Source organism: Dendronalium sp. ChiSLP03b, from assembly GCF_034531165.2.
In the GTDB taxonomy this organism is placed as follows: Bacteria; Cyanobacteriota; Cyanobacteriia; order Cyanobacteriales; family Nostocaceae; genus Dendronalium; species Dendronalium minutum.
In genome coordinates this window covers 21,294-42,220 of the sequence record NZ_JAVRBR020000044.1, presented here as the reverse complement: position 1 = coordinate 42,220, position 20,927 = coordinate 21,294, and the positions used below count along the sequence as shown (strand labels likewise).

General features: G+C 40.1%; 17 protein-coding genes. 10 read left to right on the top strand and 7 right to left on the bottom strand.

Translation table 11 applies throughout. The features are described 5' to 3' along the window. Positions 1 to 335: 335 nt before the first annotated feature. The gene (locus RMY31_RS11155) at positions 336 to 1,223 is read left to right on the top strand and encodes an alpha/beta hydrolase (protein WP_322657759.1); all 888 of its coding nucleotides are present in this window, start codon (positions 336 to 338) and stop codon (positions 1,221 to 1,223) included. Positions 1,224 to 1,266: 43 nt separating this feature from the next. Here RMY31_RS11155 and RMY31_RS11150 read toward each other — a convergent pair whose 3' ends face one another. Beyond that, entirely contained in the window at positions 1,267 to 5,868 is a 4,602-nt protein-coding gene (locus RMY31_RS11150; RefSeq protein ID WP_409877839.1) for a hypothetical protein, read from the bottom strand. After that, entirely contained in the window at positions 5,865 to 7,169 is a 1,305-nt protein-coding gene (locus RMY31_RS11145) for a P-loop NTPase fold protein (RefSeq protein WP_322657678.1), read from the bottom strand. Before RMY31_RS11145 ends, RMY31_RS11150 begins: the two co-directional genes overlap by 4 nt. Positions 7,170 to 7,561: 392 nt before the next feature. Between RMY31_RS11145 and RMY31_RS11140 the strand changes: the two genes are divergently transcribed. Then, the gene (locus RMY31_RS11140) at positions 7,562 to 8,578 is read left to right on the top strand and encodes an acyltransferase family protein (RefSeq protein WP_322657677.1); all 1,017 of its coding nucleotides are present in this window, start codon (positions 7,562 to 7,564) and stop codon (positions 8,576 to 8,578) included. A gap of 281 nt (positions 8,579 to 8,859) precedes the next feature. Here the strand turns inward: RMY31_RS11140 and RMY31_RS11135 are convergent, their stop codons facing one another. Beyond that, complete coding sequence (locus RMY31_RS11135; protein ID WP_409877838.1) at positions 8,860 to 9,432, bottom strand: hypothetical protein; 573 nt, start codon at positions 9,430 to 9,432, stop codon at positions 8,860 to 8,862. After that, positions 9,432 to 10,064 carry a ParA family protein gene (locus tag RMY31_RS11130; RefSeq protein ID WP_322657674.1) on the bottom strand — a complete coding sequence of 211 codons (633 nt, stop codon included), beginning with the start codon at positions 10,062 to 10,064 and terminating at the stop codon, positions 9,432 to 9,434. The genes RMY31_RS11135 and RMY31_RS11130 overlap by 1 nt, the downstream gene beginning before the upstream one ends. A 234-nt stretch (positions 10,065 to 10,298) precedes the next feature. Between RMY31_RS11130 and RMY31_RS11125 the strand changes: the two genes are divergently transcribed. The 3 genes from RMY31_RS11125 to RMY31_RS11115 all read left to right on the top strand — a co-directional run bounded on the left by RMY31_RS11125 (position 10,299) and on the right by RMY31_RS11115 (position 14,169). Continuing rightward, on the top strand, positions 10,299 to 11,690 hold the full coding sequence (locus RMY31_RS11125) for a cytochrome P450 (protein WP_322657673.1): 1,392 nt from the start codon (positions 10,299 to 10,301) through the stop codon (positions 11,688 to 11,690). Between the two features lie 618 nt (positions 11,691 to 12,308). Then, on the top strand, positions 12,309 to 12,668 hold the full coding sequence (locus RMY31_RS11120) for a hypothetical protein (RefSeq protein WP_322657672.1): 360 nt from the start codon (positions 12,309 to 12,311) through the stop codon (positions 12,666 to 12,668). 148 nt (positions 12,669 to 12,816) lie between these two features. Further along, positions 12,817 to 14,169 carry a histidine phosphatase family protein gene (locus RMY31_RS11115; RefSeq protein WP_322657671.1) on the top strand — a complete coding sequence of 451 codons (1,353 nt, stop codon included), beginning with the start codon at positions 12,817 to 12,819 and terminating at the stop codon, positions 14,167 to 14,169. A gap of 25 nt (positions 14,170 to 14,194) precedes the next feature. Here the strand turns inward: RMY31_RS11115 and RMY31_RS11110 are convergent, their stop codons facing one another. Continuing rightward, positions 14,195 to 14,437, bottom strand: coding sequence for a hypothetical protein (locus RMY31_RS11110; protein ID WP_409877837.1), 243 nt, complete (start codon positions 14,435 to 14,437; stop codon positions 14,195 to 14,197). Between RMY31_RS11110 and RMY31_RS11105 the strand changes: the two genes are divergently transcribed. Continuing rightward, the gene (locus RMY31_RS11105; RefSeq protein WP_322657670.1) at positions 14,420 to 15,709 is read left to right on the top strand and encodes a dihydroorotase; all 1,290 of its coding nucleotides are present in this window, start codon (positions 14,420 to 14,422) and stop codon (positions 15,707 to 15,709) included. The two genes, RMY31_RS11110 and RMY31_RS11105, sit on opposite strands and share 18 nt — an antisense overlap. A 95-nt stretch (positions 15,710 to 15,804) precedes the next feature. Here the strand turns inward: RMY31_RS11105 and RMY31_RS11100 are convergent, their stop codons facing one another. Continuing rightward, complete coding sequence (locus tag RMY31_RS11100) at positions 15,805 to 16,488, bottom strand: HAD family phosphatase (RefSeq protein WP_322657669.1); 684 nt, start codon at positions 16,486 to 16,488, stop codon at positions 15,805 to 15,807. Between the two features lie 410 nt (positions 16,489 to 16,898). Here RMY31_RS11100 and RMY31_RS11095 point away from each other — a divergent pair, with 410 nt between their 5' ends. The 3 genes from RMY31_RS11095 (at position 16,899) to RMY31_RS11085 (ending at position 19,108) form a co-directional block, all read left to right on the top strand. Next, entirely contained in the window at positions 16,899 to 17,753 is an 855-nt protein-coding gene (locus RMY31_RS11095; RefSeq protein WP_322657668.1) for a uroporphyrinogen-III synthase, read from the top strand. Positions 17,754 to 18,286: 533 nt separating this feature from the next. Beyond that, a complete protein-coding gene (locus tag RMY31_RS11090) occupies positions 18,287 to 18,649 on the top strand; it encodes a SemiSWEET transporter (protein ID WP_322657667.1) in 363 nt (120 codons plus the stop codon). A 159-nt stretch (positions 18,650 to 18,808) separates the two neighbouring features. Further along, positions 18,809 to 19,108, top strand: coding sequence for a 2Fe-2S iron-sulfur cluster-binding protein (locus tag RMY31_RS11085; RefSeq protein WP_322657666.1), 300 nt, complete (start codon positions 18,809 to 18,811; stop codon positions 19,106 to 19,108). A gap of 256 nt (positions 19,109 to 19,364) precedes the next feature. On the opposite strand, the gene RMY31_RS11080 is transcribed toward RMY31_RS11085, so the two are convergent. Next, on the bottom strand, positions 19,365 to 19,814 hold the full coding sequence (locus RMY31_RS11080; protein WP_322657665.1) for an Hsp20/alpha crystallin family protein: 450 nt from the start codon (positions 19,812 to 19,814) through the stop codon (positions 19,365 to 19,367). A 497-nt stretch (positions 19,815 to 20,311) separates the two neighbouring features. Here RMY31_RS11080 and RMY31_RS11075 point away from each other — a divergent pair, with 497 nt between their 5' ends. Then, complete coding sequence (locus RMY31_RS11075; protein ID WP_322657664.1) at positions 20,312 to 20,632, top strand: multidrug efflux SMR transporter; 321 nt, start codon at positions 20,312 to 20,314, stop codon at positions 20,630 to 20,632. Positions 20,633 to 20,927: the final 295 nt, after the last annotated feature.

The window sequence follows — 20,927 nt, the reverse complement described above, 5'->3', positions numbered from 1 at the left end:
AGCCTTTCGAGGCTTTAATTTCTAAGTTTTGGCTATAAATTTTAGTTACTGTTAGAAAATAAAGGCTCAAAGCTTGACTCAATCAAAGTTTCAGAATCTTGCTTCGATTATTGTTTTCCGAGAGTGACAAAAGAAAGATAGACTAGAACCAATAAGTCGATTTGCCATAAAAACCTCGATTATTGCTTAAATTACCCAAAATTCGGAAGAAACTAAATTACTCCTAAAAATCTCAGGAAAAGCTACGGGTGAAAGTGGCAGTGATTTCAATTGAGTTGCTAGCGAAACTCGGTATGTAGTATGCATGAGTGGGCGATCGCGATAAACTAAAACTTATGTTTCCCAGCTTTTTACCTGCCGCAGTTAGTCAACTAACAGAATCTGAGTCGATTGCTTTAGCTCAAAGTCTTCAATCTCAAGCGATCGCAACTCCTCTTACTAATCAACCGATTACCACCACCTATGCGCGTCTGGGGAGTGGCGGTACACCCATTTTATTGATTCACGGCTTTGACAGTTCGGTATTAGAATTTCGTCGCCTTTTGCCACTGCTAGCAGCAGATAATGAAACCTGGGCAGTGGATTTGCTGGGTTTTGGGTTTACAGATAGACTAGCAGGGATACAATTTAGCCCTACTGCGATTAAAATTCATTTGTATTATTTCTGGAAAACTCTAATTAACCAACCTGTAATTTTAGTCGGTGCATCAATGGGGGGTGCTACGGCGATTGATTTCACCCTCACTTATCCAGAAGTAGTGCAGAAACTGGTGTTAATTGACAGTGCTGGTTTGCGGGGAGGTTCGCCGTTAAGCAGATTGATGTTTCCTCCTTTGGATTATTTAGCTACTGAGTTTTTGCGTAATCCTAAAGTACGCGATCGCGTTTCTCGTGCTGCTTACAAAAATCCCAGTCTTGTCTCTGTTGATGCTCTCAATTGTGCGGCATTACATCTACAAACGCAAAGTTGGAGTCAAGCTGTGATTGCTTTTACTAAAAGTGGTGGTTACAGTGCTTTTAGGTTTAAAAAACTCTCAGAAATTAGGCAATCAACTCTGATTTTATGGGGTGATTCTGATAAAATTTTGGGCACGGAAGATGCCAAAAGATTTAAAAGAGCAATTCTCCATAGTCAACTCATCTGGATTGAAGATTGCGGCCATCTTCCTCATTTAGAACAACCACAAATCACTGCTCAATATATTCTTGAATTTCGAGGTTAATTACAAAGTAACTGACAAATCAAAAAATATCCTATTGTAATTCTTAACTATTGACACGATCGCAGAGGTCGCGATCGCTTTTATCCACATTAAGATTGTAATGCAGATAATTACTTGCCAATTTGCAGCCGCGCCTTAGTAGTTCATCTAGATTCTGATTCCAATCTTTTTGCAGAATTACTGTGCGGTCAAAACTGCCGGAAGCTAAAGTTTTGCCGTCGGGGCTGAAATTGACGCTCATCACATAATCGCTATGCCCCTTAAGAGTGCGTATTTCCTTTCCTGTGGTGACATCCCAGACTTTAACGGTGTTGTCAGCACTACTGGAAGCTAAAGTTTTGCCGTCGGGACTGAAACTGACGCTCATCACATAATTGCTATGTCCCTTAAGAGTATGTTTTTCCTTTCCTGTGGTGACATTCCAGAGTTTAACCGTGTTGTCAGCACTACTGGAAGCTAAAGTTTTGCCATCTGGGCTGAAAATGACGCTATATACCTCACCACTATGCTCTTCAAGGGTGCGTAATTCCTTTCCCGTCGCAACATCCCAAAGTTTGATAGTCTGGTCAAAGCTGCCAGAAGCCAAGCTTTTACCATCAGGGCTGAAACTGACGCTCTTAATATAATCGCTATGCCCCTTGAAGGGACGTATTTCTTTTCCTGTGGTTACATCCCAGAGTTTGATGGTGTTGTCAACACTGCTAGAAGCTAAAGTTTTGCCATTGGGGCTGAAACTGACGCTATAGACTTCACCACTACGATCTTTAAGGGTGCGTATTTCCTTTCCCGTAGCAACATCCCAAAGTTTGATGGTCTTGTCGAAACTGCCAGAAGCCAAGGTATTACCGTTAGGGCTAAAACTAATGCTGTAGACCTTACCGCTATGCCCCCTAAGGGTGCGTATTTCCTTTTCCGTAGCAACATCCCAGAGTTTGATCGTCTTGTCAAAACTGCTGGAAGCCAAGGTTTTGCTATTGGGACTGAAACTGACACTATAGACCTTATTACTATGCCCTCTAAGGATAGGTATTTTCTTTGCTGTAAAGACATCCCAGAGTTTGATAGTCTTGTCATCACTGCCAGAAGCTAAGATTTTGCCATCCGAGCTGAACTTAACGCTCCTCACATAACCGTTATGCCCCTTGAAGCTGTTTATTTCCTTTCCTGTGACGACATCCCAGAGTTTTACGGTCTTGTCATAGCTGCTGGAAACCAAGGTTTTGCTATCTGGGCTGAAATTAACGCACATCACATAATCGCTATGTCCCTTAAGAGTGTGTATTTCCTTTCTCGTGGCAGCATCCCAGAGTTTTACGGTATTGTCAAAACTGCCAGAAGCTAAGGTTTTGCCATCTGGGCTGAAATCGACGCTCATCACATAATCGCTATGTCCCTTAAAAGTGTGTTTTTCTTTTCCCGTGGCAACATCCCAAAGTTTAATAGTCTTGTCAGCACTACTGGAAGCTAAGGTTTTGCCATCCGGGCTGAAACTAACGCTATTAACCCGACCCTTATGCCCTGTGAGGGTGCGTATTTCCTTTTGTGTGGCAACATCCCAGAGTTTGATAGTCTTGTCAACACTACTGGAAGCCAAGATTTGACCATTGCGGCTGAAACTGACGCTATTAACCCGACCCTTATGCCCTGTGAGGGTGCGTATTTCCCTTGCTGTGGCGACATCCCAGAGTTTGATAGTCTTGTCAGCACTACTAGAGGCCAAGGTTTTACCGTTGGGGCTGAAACTGAGGCTATGAATCCGACCGCTATGTCCCTCTAAGCGATCGCGCTCTTTCACCCAATCAATTGCTTGTTGCAGCGCCCCTTCTACTCGTAACCGAGTATCATCTTCTACATAAGTCAACCATTTTAGTGGTATTCCCGCCTTTAAACTGACGATTAGGGCATCAAACTCTTTTCCTTCCTGAAAAAATAGATCTGCTTGGTGAGTGAGTGCATCACTTTGACCGACTTGAATTTTGTCTGCTCGTTGCTTTCCCACTTCCACTACAATCGGCAGCCCAAGTAACCCTAATACTCCCAAAATTGATGAAACAATTAGCACCCGCTTGAGAATATAATTTAATTGTTGGGCCTGCCTTCGTTGCTCTTGCTCTTTCTTCAGTTCTGCTAATAGTTCAAATCCCTGTTGTTGGCGGATAAACGACACTAGATAATCATGAACCAGTTGATAACGGTCAGCAGGAATTTCTGGCAACAGCAATACTAGCCCTGAGTTCACAAAAATCTCTAACACTAAATCTATTTTGTCAGTTTCTGCTGCTAAATTTGCTGCCAACTCAGCGCGAGTTTTTTGAGGACGAGTACCAGTTTCATCTGTGAGTAAATATAAAACTAATCTGGCAGCGCGTTCATTCTGAGTTCCACAGTCTTTGATTGCTGCTTCCAAAAATTGCTCGACAAGTTTTTCTTTAGTGCCAAACTGGCGATATTCCTGGAGAGTTGTAATTTTAGCAGTTTGTAATTGCATTCCTACAATTTGCAATTCAATAGGGCGTACTTCCCCAGATTCGCCTGCTAAATCATCTACTAATTTATTAATCAACGCTGGCTCTAAGTGAGAGTGAGTTTTTTTATTTAAAACTTCAATCACTACTTTGGCATCTTCTGGTGAGAAGTTGCCCAATTCATAACGAATGTTTTTATCGAGAATATTATTATTAGTTACACTGAAATTTGCTAGGCGATCGCACTCCAATAAATAATGTAAATAATCTTCTCTTAAAGATAAAATAACTTTGACAAAAGGAATATTTAAGCAGACGCGCAAAAATTCATAAAATTGCCGCCTGTGGCTTTTGTTTGTATAAACGAAGAAGAACTCTTCAAATTGGTCAAAGGATAAAACAGTTAATAGATTGCGATCGGCATTTTTTCGCAATTGTTCGATAATAGCTGCTTCGGAATCAAGATTGACAGGCAATTTATCGCCTCTTACTTGCTCAAAAGCATCTGCTAAAGACTGACCCAATATCCCCACCCAATCTGTATAAACTCGCAGTGGAGTCACAGGTAAAGCATCTCGCTCCCCAATTGCTTGCTTTTGCAGCGCAGGTATTAAACCTGCATTTAAAATCGAACTTTTTCCTACTCCTGATTGACCATGAATCACAATTAATTTATGTTCAGTACCGCTAATTCTTGTCATCAACCGCTTGACATCTTGGTGCCGACCTGAAACAGCAATTTCTTGGGCAATTGTATCGTGTTGATTCACTTGCGTGAGTGCGGGGTTAATTGCCTGTTTCTGTGGATTTAAATAAGTTGCGCCAATGAAAGCTCGAAAACCATACTGATGTTCGATGCGGATTTGTTCTTGCTTAATTTTAAAAGCTTTTTGATATTGACCTTGCTCAAAGTAAAGCGATCGCAATTTTTCTAAAATAGAGATATACAGTTGCGGATTGTATTGAGGATTACTTTCTTTCCTTGCTATTTTTAAATTCAAAATAGCTTGTGAAACTTGACCTAGACCCTGTTCTGACATAGCTAAAATTAATCTATATAAACCCCATTCATATGGTTGTAAATTGGGAGTTTGAGCTAAAATCACTAATGCTTTTTGAGCAAGTTTATTTGCTTCTAGATAGTGCGATCGCTGTAGCATTACCTCTGCTAAAAAGCCGTAATCTTGAGCTATTTGCAGCGGAGTACCATAATTTTGGTGTAGTTTCAAAGAATTCTGGGCAAGGCTATGCAATTCATCCCATGCTTTTAAGAATCGCAAAACTTCACCCAGTTTACTAATATACTGAGCAACTAAATCTAAACGGTGTGCTTGTTCAAATATATCAATAGATTTCTGAAGATAATGCCTACTTTCTTCCCAATAACAGCGGTTTTCTAGCCAATTTTGTTCAGCCTTGCGGTAATAGGCTAGCGCAATATTAAGTAGTAATATTCCTTGTCGTTCTAAATAATGATTTTCTTGCCAAAAAGTCAAACTTGACTGATAGTATTCTAAAGTAGGATCTATCTGGTCGTGTAAGTATTCCTTCAACCCCAGCACAAACTCTAAACTGGCTTGCAATGATGGAGCTAACACTTGTCCACAACTTTGCAAATCTTTGTGAGCAGTTTCTAGTTCTCGGAAAATTTGTGGATTTAGATTGGCATCATCAGCAAAAGTTTCATCAGTTTTTTGCTGTAGGAAATTGACTAAATCATCAGTAACTAGCACAAACTCAATGATAGTTGCCCAATTCTCCAAGTCAGTCGCTAATCTGATAAATTTTTGCAGAACTTGGTCATTAACCCACAGCAGTAAAGGAAAGGGTAATTGTTTGCTAAACTCTTCCCGTACTTGGTTTGCTGCGGTAAGAACCGTATCGATTTCTTCCACCACATCCAACCCAAAAACCATCAATGCATTTGGTTGTTCATCTCCCAGTTCTGTCAGGATGCTTGTATAGAGAGTTTTGACGGAAGCGGGTAAGTGAATTTCTCGGATCGTAATTGGGGATAATTCTCGCAGCCGTTGCACGATGCGTTCTTGCAAACTTGCATAGTTACAACGCAACAAAATCAGCGAAAATTGACCTTGAGACAGTCTAATTGCCCGAACCAGAGTTTGCAAAGATTGTTCATTTTCAACGGTCACATCTTCTGGTTGATGCCGTTTATTCATAACATAAATTCTCTTGCTTCTCTCAAAATCGGATTGATATCAAACCAAGAACCATCGTCATCCCGATATTCAAATACGAACATACTGCGGAGCAAAATTTCGTATTTTTCTTGACCTCGAAATATTTTGTTTTGACTCACCTCACGCAGTAATTGCCATTCTTCAGGGGTAATAGCTAAAGTTAGCTCATTACGGCGTTGTTTAATTACACCTTCTAGACATTTATGCGACAGTGGTGGATCTTCTTTTTGTAGACTGCGAAATAACAGCATTAACAAGTTACGCATATGACCACCACTAACTCGACACAATCGCTCTAAAGTCCCCGGACTGTCAAAAACTTGAGTAATTAAATGACGGCTTTCTTCCCAGTTGATACCAGGAAAAGCCCTCACCATTACCATTTGTTGCAACAGTTTAATTCCTTCCTGGCATTCAGAACCATCCCGTAAGTTTATGGGAACCATTGGCAATACTTTGGGGTCTACACCAAATCGATTTGTTAGTCTTCCTAAAGCATTGGAAAAAATTAAGACTAGGGGAATTGTATAAACTAGGTGACAATTCAGCTGGTTTAACTGTTCTCCACGTTCTACAAATAGATATTCTGGCTGATAATAACCTGAAGGTTTCAAAGAATTATCTACTCGGTCGAGATTATCGACAATTACAACCAGTCCTTTTTTGCCTTGCAGTTTTAGTTGTTCTTTGGCTGGATTGAGCAGTTCTGTGTTGATTAATTTTAAAATGCCACTGGTACGTGGTTCTAAATATTGCCGTAACTGACTGCGAAGTTTAGGACTATCTTTAGTTTTGGCAGTAATCTTGGCAATACCTACAGACAATTCGCCTTTTACCCCAAGTTCGATAGGTGTTTGTAAAAAATCTGCAATTTCAGCAAACAGATTTTGAAAATATCCCGGTTTAAGGTGTATTTTTGTTGCTTCTAAACTTTGACTCACTTCCTGCGCTACGCTCATTAAAATGTCTGTAACGTCAACATCTGCCATATCTAGATTATGGCTAGACTCAAAATAAACCACATGAAATCTCTGCTTTTCTAACTCTGCCTTTAAGCGCAATAACTCAGTGGACTTGCCACATCCAATATGTCCTGTAAAGAGTTGGCAGGTAGGATCGTTAGGTGACAGACGCGTTATGGTTCTTTCCAATTCTTCAATAATCTTGCCACCACGCACTGAGGAGAAATCAATATAATATTGCCGATCCTCCGCTTTGCTGACCACTAGAGTTTTGCCCGGGTTACATGCATGAAAAAACCTTCCTATATCTAGGTTCATGACTAATTACCCAACCCTAGACTGATATCCAACTTTATATTAATAATTCTCTAAATGAATGGCTGCTCTTTCAAAGCAGATTTTTGAAGAGCAGCTTATCTTATTTTTTTATGACTTTAGGATGATGAAAATTGGATAGGGTAACTAAATATAGCGGTTCTCGTTTGCATGAAGTACGCTTGAAACCCGCCCCCAAATCCTCCGCGCCTGCTTATCCCTCTTTAACGCTTATCTGTGAAGCTTTTCAACTAATTTCAGTCAACATGTTACTGGAACATGATTTGGGGGAACTATGTGGCTATAGTTACAACAAATCTTGCTTGCAAGTAAATAGCATCTTTTAAGAGTAGATTTGAAAAATTGCCAGAAAAGCAGTGTATGGAGAAGTATTTATGAGAATAGAAAGAAATAATAATCTGGATACCTTAAGAGCATTAAGTATTGCTTTTGTTTTCATATGGCATTTACGACCAATTCAATTTATTGTAGAAAATGATACTCATGTGATTGTGCTTGTTATTGCTAAAATCATGAGAGATTTAGAACTGCAATTATGTTTAACAGCAGTTCCTATTTTTTATCTTGTTTCTCTTTATTTATTTTTTCAAAAATCCTCTGTAAATTATTTTAAATTAAGAATTTTTAGGTTAATTAAAATTTATTTATTTTGGCTAATTATTCAGAACATATTTTTTTTGATAGTTACAAGACAATTGCCTAGTTTTTCATGGCAAACGATTATAGGCTTAGAACCAGGCTTGCCAATTGTTGGTGATTCAGTTTTCTATTTTCTATTTAATCTAATTTGTCTAACTATTTTCGCATTTATATATCAAATAATTAAATCACCTTCTTTACTAAGAATTTTTTCTTTAACAATAGTAATTTTTTCTTTATTTTATTTTGAGGCAAGTTGCTTACTAAATTTTGATATTCTTTATCATTGGCTAATAAATTTTGTTATTTATGTTCCTATAGCTTTTTACTTAGTTAATTTTCCAGAAAAAATATTAGGTTTCAAGTTTTACTACTTGATTGCCTATATACTATTTTCGCTTCATGACATCTATTTGCGTACATATGGCTATTACTCAAGTATCTATGGAAGAATTGCTATTGTTTGTGGAGCATTGACTATTTTCTGCTATGTTTATTCTATAAAAGATATGAAAGAAAATTTGTTAATACAAAAATTATCGAAATACTCTCTTGGTTTCTTTTCATTACATAAATACTGGCAGTACTTATTTTTCTTGTTAGTTAAATACTATAAAGTTGGAGTAGTTGCAAGCATTTTTGCAATTCCTTTAAATAGAATTTTTCTAATTGAAGGATGTTGGGTTATATTTTTTACTACGTTATCAATTTATTTATTAAAATTAACTCGTTTCAAGCAGTTTATTACTTAGTAAGTAGCTGTCATGAATTGCATACACCAAAAGGCGTGAAAAAAGGACAGCAGGGGAGGCAGTGCGGTCTTGGGTCTCACGCCACTGCCTTGCGGAGCCAGCGCTGTGCAGAGGTTCCCTCCGTTGAAGCGACTGGCGTGGGAGACCCGCATACGGGGGTGGCTCCCCAAGTGGAGCAACTGCCGTGGAGCATGCTTCGCCTGGGAAAAGGGAAGATCCAAACCTTTGCCCTTTAACCTTTAAGATACCCGAAGGGTTTTGACTCCTAACTTCTGCTTTTTTTAGTCATACAACCAAGTATTGTTGGCAAAGTCATCTTTTTTCTCGGTTGGTTGTTCTTCTGGTAATCTTACGTCTCTCCGATATGATTTTCTATAGTTGAGTGGGTTATATTTTTCTGTTTTTTGAATTGAGGAATTGTTTACTTGTGTTGGTTGTGTTGGTTGTGTTGGTTGCGAAGATTTACTTTCTTCTATTAGCTTGGAATTAGCTTCTGCAAGTTGCAATACAGTTTTTTTAGCTTCGTCAAGTTCTTTTGTTAGCCGTTGTGTTGCTGCTTTTTGTTCAGATAAAGCCGATTTTAATTCAGAAATTTGCTGCTGGAGAGTTTTTTCCTTTTTTTGCGATTGTTCTAGAGTTTCTTTTAACTCTTTGATTGTAATTTCTAAGTCAGCCTTAGTGGGATTGCTACGCCTATTAGAAGTTGGTTCAGTTTCCTGAGTTTGCGCTTCGTCTGCTGCTGAAGCATTTTCGGCAACTTCCACAGCAGCAACTTCGATCGCAGATTCGTTTTCAGTTGGTGTCAATTTTTGTGCTTCTTCTTGTAATAAGTCGGAGAGACGTTTCTTAACCATTATTTCCTCCAATCACGCTGTAGTTCATCAGCCACGCGGCGGTAGTCTGACTCTGCCTCACGAGCATTCTTTCCTCGCCATTGAGTAATCGCTACACCCTCTAGTGCTGCTCGTTCGTGAGCTTTATAGGCACGGATGAAGGCTTTGCAAGCAGGAATTCCCAGCCGCTGGAGAGTGTTTTGCGCTTCTATTGCTTCGCCTACACTCCGCATATCGACTTTAGTGAGTAGCACCCGATGAGGGATTTTCACAGGAACCACTGCTGTTTTGACTGTCTCAACGAGGACAGCTAAATCCATTGCTGCTGGGGGTGTAGGCAAAACTAGATAATCTGCGATCGCTACGACTGTGGCTAATGCTTCAGATTGCAGCGCCGGGGGTGTATCCACCACTACTAAATCGTAACCTTTTATTTTTCGTAAATCACCTAAAAGTTGCGGATCTGTTTCTTGAGATAGATCGAATCCCATGTCATTCTGATTCCGCCCGACCCACCAACTGGCAGAACCTTGAATATCTGCATCAACCAGAAGCACTTTTTTTTGCTGACTAAACTGTGCAGCCAGATTGACTGCGGTGGTCGTTTTGCCGACTCCTCCTTTACCGTTGAGAATAGCGATAATTTTCGGCACTGCTTGCTTCCGATGCTGGCATACATGAATATACCGCTTTGTGCGTCCCCTAGTACTAATTCATAATTCGTAATTCGTAATTCGTAATTAATATAAGTAATACAAGGCTAGCTATAGGTAGTTTTTGATACTGCTGCTTGTGATTTCAATCATAGTTACTTTGCCAATTTGGTGTCAGAACCAAAAAAACTCGTAAAAATAAAATTCATCAGCCATCAACTCGGACAAAAGTTTATGACAGTAACTAACAGCTTGCCCGATGGGCCAAAAGTACCTCGTCTGCTGCGGCTTTTCAAGTTTATTACTCAGCCAGTGCAGTACGTGGAGGATTTCGCCAAAGTCTATGGTGACAATTTTACTGTCTGGGGGAGCAGGGATGTGCATATGGTGTACTTCAGTCATCCCCAAGCGCTGGAAGAGATTTTTACTGCCGATTCCAACCACTTCGAGACTGGCGAAGGAAACAGCATTTTACGATTTTTGCTTGGTGATAATTCCCTGATTTTACTAAATGGCGATCGCCACCAGCGCCAACGTCAATTATTAACGCCTCCCTTTCATGGCGAAAGGATGCGGGCTTACGGTCAAACTATCCGGGAAATAACTCAGCAGGTAAGCAATGAGTGGAATATTGGCAAGCCCTTCAAAATCAGAACATCCATGCAAGAAATCACCTTGCGCGTTATCTTACGGGTGGTATTTGGTGTGGATGAGGGACCGTTTTTTCAAGAACTGCGGCAATTGCTCACTTCCTTGCTAGATTTCATGAGTTCCCCCCTCATGTCCAGCATCTTCTTTTTTAGTTTCATGCAAAAGGATTTGGGTGCATGGAGTCCTTGGGGGCGAATTACGCGCTTATTACAACAAATCGACCAACTGATTTATGCTTTGATTCAAGAACGTCGGGCTGAATCTGAGCAACATCGCCAAGATATTCTCAGTTTATTAATCTCCGCTCGTTATGATGACGGGGAGCCAATGTCAGATGCAGAGTTGCGCGATGAATTAATGACAATGTTGGTTGCAGGGCATGAAACTACGGCTTCTGCGTTGACATGGGCTTTTTACTGGCTTGACCAGTTACCAGAAGTGCGTGATAAATTGCTGCGGGAATTGGATACCCTTGGTGTTAACCCAGATCCGAGTAGTGTTGCTAAACTGCCCTATTTAACAGCAGTTTGCCAAGAAACGTTGCGGATATATCCAATTGTCATCAGTGGTTTCTTTAGGATTGTAAAATCACCAATTGAAATTATGGGCTATCAACTGCCAAAAGGAACAGCAATAATCCCCAGTATTTATTTAGCCCACCACCGTGAAGCAGTTTACCCCCAGCCCCAGCAGTTCAGACCAGAACGCTTTTTAGAAAGGCAATTTTCTCCATATGAATATTTACCTTTTGGTGGCGGGAATCGTCGCTGTATTGGTTTAGCATTTGCTCAGTATGAAATGAAAATTGCTTTGGCAACAATTTTGTTGCAGTTTCAAATATCTTTGATTGATCAGCGTCAGGTGCGTCCGGTGCGCCGTGGTTTAACTTTAGCCGCACCAGCCGGGTTGCAGATGGTGGCAAGACCGCAGGTAAAGCGGGTAAATATTTCTGTTAGGGTTATCTCAGAGCAATAAAATTTAAGTTCTGAATCTCAAAGTTTCGTGTTCCAAGCTCGAAGTTTTGTGTTTTGAGGTTGAATGATGGTGTTGTAAAGGCGATTGCTGGTCTCAATTATATTAATCTACATGAACAGCGATCGCTTCTAGCTTATCCGCATAACAGCCAAGTCGCACTCTTCAATCAAGATTAACTGGGATAGGCGATCGCTACTACTGCAATCTACTATTGATTCGAGAATAATTTAATAATTCTCAACCTACTTTCACTGTCAACATTTCATAACTTAATACAGATTTCTATATCAACACCAAATTGTATAAATATTATCTTTTTGATTATCTATTTTAACATTATGTAATCATTAAGATAACTACTCTGCCAATTAGAATAATTCATCTTTAATATTTATCTAAAAAATGTTATGTTTTAGAATAATTTGCAACATTTATATATTAGTATTTTGTCTGTTTATTCTGTGTAGCAGAGAAAAGAAATTATTGACAATGCTAATTTCCTCAAATACCATTGTGTCTGAAAGATAGCTAATACTATGCCACAGATAGTATTAAGTCGCAAAAATAATTTGTTTAGAGAATCACAACAAATAACAATAAAGAATTGGGATAAAACTAATGAACGCTAAAATTGTTACCGCCTTGACAATTATGGCAGCTTTTGCAACCTTAGGAAGCCCGGTTCGTGCCCAATCACCAGAAATAACCAACTTAAATACACAAAGCTATAAATTAACTGGTGATGCTTTAGAAGGTGTTGGTAATAGAACAGCCCAGGACGACTTCACAAAATTTTTTGATAACAAAAATTCAGCAAGCATCCCTAGCAATAACGAACAGAAAAATACGACTCCAGGTAGGCTTCGCTTAAACCAGACAATATCGTTACCAGAGACTCCGATTTTATTACAGCCAGCGTCTCAGTCTGCGAACGGCAATGATGGAGTCCAAGTGCAGTTAGATCTGGGGAAGGAGTAAGCAGGGGAGCAGAGGGAAATAAAACTACTGACTCCTGACTCCTGAATCCTGATTTCGCTCTTGACGCAAATGCTAAATCTATCTAATAGATAATTCTGCAAACAGTTTGCAGTAAAATTAGTCCTTTAGATAGAGGAGGGCAAAACGGATGGCTCGTGTCATCATTGTGCGCCACGGACAAAGCAGCTACAACACCGAGCGGCGTATCCAAGGACGCACTGATGTGTCAGTTTTAACGGAAAAAGGTCATAACGATGCCAGTAAAGTAGGCAAAGCCCTCAGTAATATTTCATTTAATGCGATTTACAGCAGTCCTCTCCAGCGAGCCAGACAGACAGCAGAGATCGTTCACAGGGAGCTGGCAATTCATCCAGCAAAGACTGCCGTAGTTCAAACTTCCGATAAGCTGCTGGAAATTGACCTCCCTTTGTGGGAAGAAATGCTCACGGCTGATGTCAAGCAGAAGTTTGCTGAAGACTATCGCATTTGGCATGAACGTCCTCACGAACTGCGGATGTTGCTAAATGATGCAGAGGAAACCAGAGAACATTTTCCTGTACTCGCTTTGTACGAGCAAGCGCGGCATTTTTGGCAAGAAATTTTGCCTCAACATCAAAACGAAACCATTCTCATAGTTGGGCATAACGGTATTAATCGCGCTCTCATCAGCACGGCACTGGGCATTCCTCCCAGTCGCTATCATTGCCTACAGCAATCTAATTGTGGACTGACTGTATTGAATTTTGCAGGAGGATTAGGAGAAGCAGTTCAGCTTGAGTCAATGAATCAGACGCAACACATGGGAGAAGCAATGCCCACATTGCGACCCGAACATCAAGGAGTAAGATTGTTACTAGTGCGTCACGGAGAAACTGAGTGGAATCGTCAAACCCGATTTCAAGGACAAATTGATGTTCCTCTTAACGAGAATGGCAAACATCAGGCGCAAAAAGCAGGTGAATTTCTTCAAAATGTGATAATTGACTTTGCTGTTAGTAGCTCAATGCTACGTCCTAAAGAAACAGCAGAAATTATTCTGCGTCACCATCCTAGTATAAAGTTGGAATTACAAGATGGTTTAAGAGAAATCAGCCACGGACTCTGGGAAGGAAAATTAGAAAAAGAAATAGAACAAGAGTTTCCGGGAGAGTTGCAGCGCTGGCGAACAGAGCCAGCAGCAGTACAAATGCCCGAAGGAGAAAATTTACAGCAAGTGTGGGAGCGTAGCGTCGCAGCTTGGCAAAAGATTGTGCAAACAGCATTAGATAATCAACTCAAAACCGGTTTAATAGTGGCTCATGATGCTACTAATAAAACTTTGCTGTGTCATATTCTGGGTTTACCAACAGAAAATTTCTGGAATTTCCGCCAAGGTAATGGTGCAGTCAGTGTCATCGACTATCCCACAGGAATAAATGGTTTACCAGTACTACAAGCAATGAACATCACTACTCACTTGGGTGGAGGCGTACTGGATAAAACGGCGGCTGGAGCTTTGTAAATAAAGTTAGGAGTGAGCAATAAAGTCAGGAATCAGGAGCATGGTAAAAAAATGAGGAGTGAGGAATAAATTCAAGAGCAATGTACAAATGTACAAAAGTTAGGAGTGAGAAGTGAGGAATAAATTCAGGAGTGAGGAGTAAATAACTTATAACTCCTAACTCTTGCACAGACGCGATCGATCGCGTCTCTACTCCTAACTCTTGCACAGACGCGATTAATCGCGTCTCTACTCCTAACTCAAAATTTTTATGACTGAACTGCTGCAACAAGTACGGGCAATCGATCCAATTTCTGGAACTAACCAACTATCTGATGTGCTAATTGCTGATGGTGAAATCCAAGCTGTAGCTGCACAAATTTCTGATATCGGCTCCGACACTCAAATCCGAGATTGTCGAGGATTAGTTCTAGGGCCTGGCTTAGTGGATTTGTATAGCCACTCCGGCGAACCAGGATTTGAAGAACGGGAAACCTTGTCGTCTCTGTTGCAAGCTGCTGCTGCTGGCGGCTTTACCAGAGTTAGTATTTTACCTGATACATCGCCACCAATTGATAATCCTGCTCTTGTGGCACAGTTGCAGAAGAGGAAGGCAGAGGGGCAGAGGAGCAGAGGGACAGAGGAGAGTTTGTATACTTCTTCTCCCCTGCTTAATATTTGGGGTGCTATTACCTTGGATGTTGCTGGAAAACAGATGACAGAATTGGCAGATTTAGCTGCTGCTGGAATTGTTGGTTTTACTGATGGTAAGCCTTTGGAAAATTTGGCTTTAGTGCAACGGGTGTTGGAATATCTCCAGCCATTGGGTAAACCAGTAGCATTTTGGCCTTGCGATCGCCAACTCGCATCCAATGGAGTCATGCGGGAAGGGCCTGATGCACTGCGTTTCGGTTTGCCAACAATACCCGCCAGTGCGGAAACAACTGCGATCGCAGCTTTATTAGAATTGGTAGCCGCCACAAGTACACCAGTGCATATCATGCGTGTCTCCACAGCTCGCAGTGTGGAACTGATAGCATCAGCCAAGGCTGCTGGTTTACCCATTACTGCCAGCACCACTTGGATGCATCTTTTACTAGATACCAGAGCGATAAAAAGTTACCACACTAGCTTGCATTTAGACCCACCTTTAGGCAATCCCAGTGATGTAGTGGCTTTGCGTCAAGGGGTGCGTGCGGGGGTTGTGGATGCGATCGCCATCGATCACGCACCCTACACCTACGAAGAAAAAGTCCAAGCCTTTGCCGAAGCACCACCGGGGACAATTGGTTTAGAGTTAGCATTACCTCTGCTGTGGCAGTATCTCGTAGAAACTAGAGAATTTACAGCTTTAGAATTATGGCGTGCATTGAGTACTCGACCAGCGCAGTGTTTAGGGCAGAAAATGAGCGCCATTAGTTCTCATCAAAAAGCAGAATTGACTTTATTCGATCCGCAGCAAACCTGGAAAGTTGAGAGGAAAAATCTGCATACACTTTCAAGTAATACACCTTGGCTAGGACAAGAATTGCAAGGACGTGTTGTACAAACTTGGTGTTAGTTGTCTCAATAACGACATAAATATAAATATGTCAAAATTAGAAAAATCATAGCGCTGGCTCTGCAAGGCAGTGGCTCCAAAATCTCAAATTGATATCAGCCTTTTTTGATTGTTTCGCCAAATAGTTCCTCTATTAAATCGCTTACTTGCTCTAAGGATTTCAACACTCGGTAAGCCAAACTTGTGATTTCCGGAGATGGCTGTTCTATATCAGGAACCATAATAGTACACATCCCAGCCGTCAAAGCTGCTTTAACGCCCACAGATGAGTCTTCAAATACCACACATTGCCAAGGCACAACATTAATTCTGCGACTAACCTCTAAAAAAATATCTGGGGCAGGCTTGCCAAGAGCAACATCTTCGCTCGTTACAATTGTTGTGAAGTATTGGTGAATAGCAGCGTTGGTTAAGCGTCGAACTGTTCTGGCTCGAGATGTCCCGGTTGCTAATCCAATAATTACCTCCAGGTTGTTTAGCCTATTGAGCAAATCTAAGACACCTGCTTTGGTTGGCAAACCTTCTCGCATTTCTCGCTCATCGCCGATTTTAATACGTTGTGCTGTTACAGACTCAAACGGAAAGTTTTCTCCATATCTTTTTTTTAAGATTTTTTCCCGCCATGACAAATCTCGACCGATAAACTCGTTGTATAACTCATCGCTCATCGCATAGCCATGACTTGCTAGAGCTTCCTTCCAAGCCCAGCGAGCAATGCTTTCCGTGTCAAAAAGCAAACCATCCATATCAAAAATTGCGGCTCGAATACTTGGTGACACACTCAGTCCTTTATTAAAGCTTGACAACATTCTAACTATGTAATTATGCCCGTGATGGCAATCTGATACTAATTTTGATTACTAACTGCTGACTAATGAACGCTAGTTACTACCCTGCGGCAAAGCGTTCCGCCCACAACTTTGGGAACTAAAGCAACGCACTGGCTCCTGATGACTATCGCTTCGGTTCAAGTTCAAAGTTAAAAATTAAAAGTCAAAACAAGGAAAGGTGATTGTCTTGAGAACATCCCAAATGTGTAAATAACTATTTTGTCATTGCGAGCGGAATGACAATCTATCATCTTGGTAAATTTGCAAAATTGGGATGCTCCTGATTGTCTTTGTTTTTACTTGGTTATATTTTGCTTTTTTGGACTAATAACTATTAACAACTATTTAGATCAATTTCAATGAAAAGCAATTTGAAAGAAATAGAAATAAACCTGCTAACTTCATCTAGTAAATTACCTCTATACGGCAAGAGAATTTTAGTGACAGCACCGAGAAACTATGCTTCTAGGTTCGCTGAACAAATTATCCAAAAAGGTGGTCTACCAATTCTTTTGCCCACTATTGAGACCTGCTATCTCTCGAACTACATTGAGTTAGATACTGCCCTTAGCGGAATAGATAAATTTAACTGGATTGTCTTCACAAGTAGAAACGGAATTATTGCATTTTTTCATCGTCTGCATGATTTGGGTATTCCCACATCTATGCTACACAATTGTCAATTGTGTGCTTTGGGAAAAGACTCAGAAAGCTTATTATCTTTTTCTGGTCAGGTAGATTTAATCCCGACAGAATCTAGTCCAGCAGGAATTGTTTCAGAATTCGCAAAAATACCTCAAATTTACGACCAAACAGTGTTGATACCTGCTCCAGAAGTTGTGGGTATACCTGAGCCTAATGTTGTACCCAAGTTAGTTTCAGATTTGCAGAAATTAGGTATGAAAGTGACTCGCGTACCCACCTATGTTACACGGTGTTTAGACAAAAATATTTATCCAGTTGAATTAAACCTGATTCGTCAAGGAATGATAGATATAATTGCCTTTAGCAGTACGGCGGAAGTTGAAAGTTTTTTGAGAATGGTCAACTCACAAAGCGATTATAAACATTGTATTATTGCTTGTTTTGGCCCCTATACAACTGCCAATGCCCGCAAGTTGGGTGTAAATGTCTCTATCGTGTCAAAGGATTATAGTTCATTTGAAGGATTTACTGAAGCGATCGCGGAATTTTATACTCTGACTTCAAAATAAAAAAGCCCATTCGCATGAAGTGTTAATGGGCTTTTGATGACTGAACATGGCGCTAATTCAATATTAGAACTTGATGATAGTCTGTGTTGCTGTAAGTAGATAGACTTAAAAAAATATAATATGCTCTGTCATTGCGAGGAACGAAGCAATCCCAGTCTTTGCGATTGCTACTCTGCGAGAAGGCTCTGCCTACATCGTTCTTCCTCTCTACGAGACGCTACGCGAACGCAATGACATCTTACATTTAATTATGTCTACCTACTTAGCTAGGAAGACCAAAATTTTTTATGCCAACTCCAAAAATTAGTTTTTAGAATTACTGCACACGGTGCAACAAAAGACACCTTTGGAGAGAATTAGCGGGTAATGAGAGTGTGGTAATGTTCAATCGTTCAATCAAATACAGCACTTTTCAACTAAGTGAGATACGGTGGCGAATGTGGCCCTGGTTGTATTGCATCCAGTCGCAAACTGCTGTATGTCTCTGCCCACACGGTACTACCGATCTGAAAAATTTGAGGTGGCGAACAAAAATGGAAATTGACTTTACAACTACTCTAGGGCTTGTAGCAGGAGTACTGACTACAATTGCATATCTGCCTCAACTCATCAAAACTTGGAAGTCAAAATCAGCTGACGACCTTTCTTGGAGTATGTTAATTATCCTATGTATAGGTATTATTTTATGGTTAGTTTATGGCGTTTCTATTCACGATCTGCCTATCCTTGCTGCTAACGTCGTGACCTTAATTTTGGCCTCTGTAATTTTGGTGCTAAAGATTAGATACCAGTCTGGTACAGATGAAGAAGTCAAAATACAGGAAAACGACGGTCGCTACAATTCTCTTGACCAAAACAACACGTTGCCTTCTGAAAGCACAAGGGAAACCCCATAAATCAATTGAGGTGCTGCTAGCAAGCATGTCTTGTATCTCTTGCTATGCATCTCAACACAAATCTTGGTTACTCCAGTTTTATTGTAGTCAGCTCTAGATCGGCAGCACGTAAACCCATAGTATCGAATATGGAGTTTATGTTTACATAAGGAATGTTAAATGGCAACTTACAAGGTTAGATTATTTAACGAAGCCGAAGGAATAGATGAAACAATTGAAGTTCCTGACGATGAGTACATCCTGGATGCTGCTGAAGAAGCTGGTTTAGACTTACCCTACTCTTGTCGGTCTGGTTCTTGCTCTAGCTGTAACGGCATACTCAAAAAAGGTACAGTTGACCAGTCAGACCAGAACTTTTTAGACGACGACCAAATTGCTGCGGGAAATGTTCTAACCTGCTATGCCTACGCTACTTCTGACTGCGAGATCGAAACCCATCGGGAGGATGCGCTGAACTAAGTACAGCTCACCACAAAAAGGGTATGTAATTTAATCACTGGTAGGTTGGGGAGCCACTTGCCACAACGGGAAGGCAGTGTCCTCCGCAAAGCAGTAGCTCGACTTGAGCAAAGTGGCGTTTGAACTAAGTGAAACCCAACATCAAGCCTTGATTTTCCAAACCCTTTTTGTTGACAATAATAAAAAGCACTCCCCTTTTATTTGGGGCAGTGCTTTTTATTTAGCTTAACGGATTACTGGTAGATAAAAGCGAGAGTTAGGCAACTGATGCTAGATTGACTTTGACAACTTTGTTCTTTTCTTCTTCGGCTTTAGGCAGTGTCAGATGCAAGATGCCATCTTTGTAATCAGCAGTAACGTTGGTATTTTGAATTCGAGTAGGTAAAGGAATTACGCGCTCGAATTTACCATATTGAAATTCGCTCTTGATAATGCCTTTATCTTCAGTTTTAGTTTCAGATTTCCGTTCAGCACTAACGTAAACAGCTTTTTCGGTAACTTGTACATCCAGGTCTTTGGCTTCAATTCCTGGAAGTTCTAGCTTGAGATGAATTGCATTTTCGGTTTCTTGTAACTCAGCAGCAGGAATTCTGGATAAATTTGTTTCAACAAATGTAGGTGTCAGCATATCTTCATCAAATACACGAGTAATTTGGCGTTGTAATGTATTAATGTCTTGCCAAGGGTTCCAACGTACTAGTGTCATATATCTACCTCGTATAAGTAGTATTTGTTTCCAGCGATTCAGACTTTTAATCTTTGATTTGTTTTCATGATATTCACAAATCAAAGTGATGTAAATTCGGTTTTTTCACTTGTTTTATGATGATTGTCGAACAAAAATGTAAGTAAATATGATGTACGGTAACTCACATCTCTACAGTTCGGTAAACTCGACAAAAGCCAACTTGAAAATAATTATGAGCTGGGGATTAGAGACTAGAAATTGGAAGATAAGAAAAAAGAATTTAACACTTCTAACTTCTAATTCTTAAGATTGTTGTGAAAATAGCAGAAATGGTTACCTTATTAACAGTAGATTTTGATTGACAGTTATTTTCAAGTCCTTGAACTACACTACTCCCTAATCATCGCCTCAGCTGTAGTCTGAATACCTGAAAGTTGCTGTAATACATTTCGCTTAGCAGATATAATTAAATCTCATTGCTGGCACTACCTCATCATCAAGTATCCATAACATATATGTTAACCAGTTGGATTTATCTCGTATTAGCAATCATCTTTGAAGTCTCCGGCACAACTTGTATGAAATTATCAGAAGGGTTCACTAAAATAATTCCTTCAATATTAATATTTGTATTTTATGGAATTTGTTTTAGTTTCTTAACTCTTTCTCTCAAAAGACTTGAAATCAGTGTTGCTTATTCTGTTTGGTCAGGACTAGGAACTACTTTAATTGCTAGCATTGGTATTATTTGCTTTCGTGAATCTATGACAGTGATGAAATTTATATCCATTACTTTAATTATCATAGGGGTGATTGGTTTAAATTCAGGAGAATAAACTAAGTTTATTAGCAATAATAAGACGAAGACTGAGAATAGCGATCGCCTCAAATATTTCAAATAAAAAATACCTCGTCTATATCAGAATAGGCGAGGTAATAAAGTAAGTAAACCAACAAGGACTTATACTAGTCGTTACTTTTGAGGGAAGGAGGAGTTATGACTATTGCTACCACAAGAAAAGTAGCAATATATTAGCAGAGTATAATAAGTAGAACTCACGAAATGAAAACCACTTAAAATGCTCTTACAAATGTAATAAACCTTGGACAATCAAGCCCGCAATTCATTTA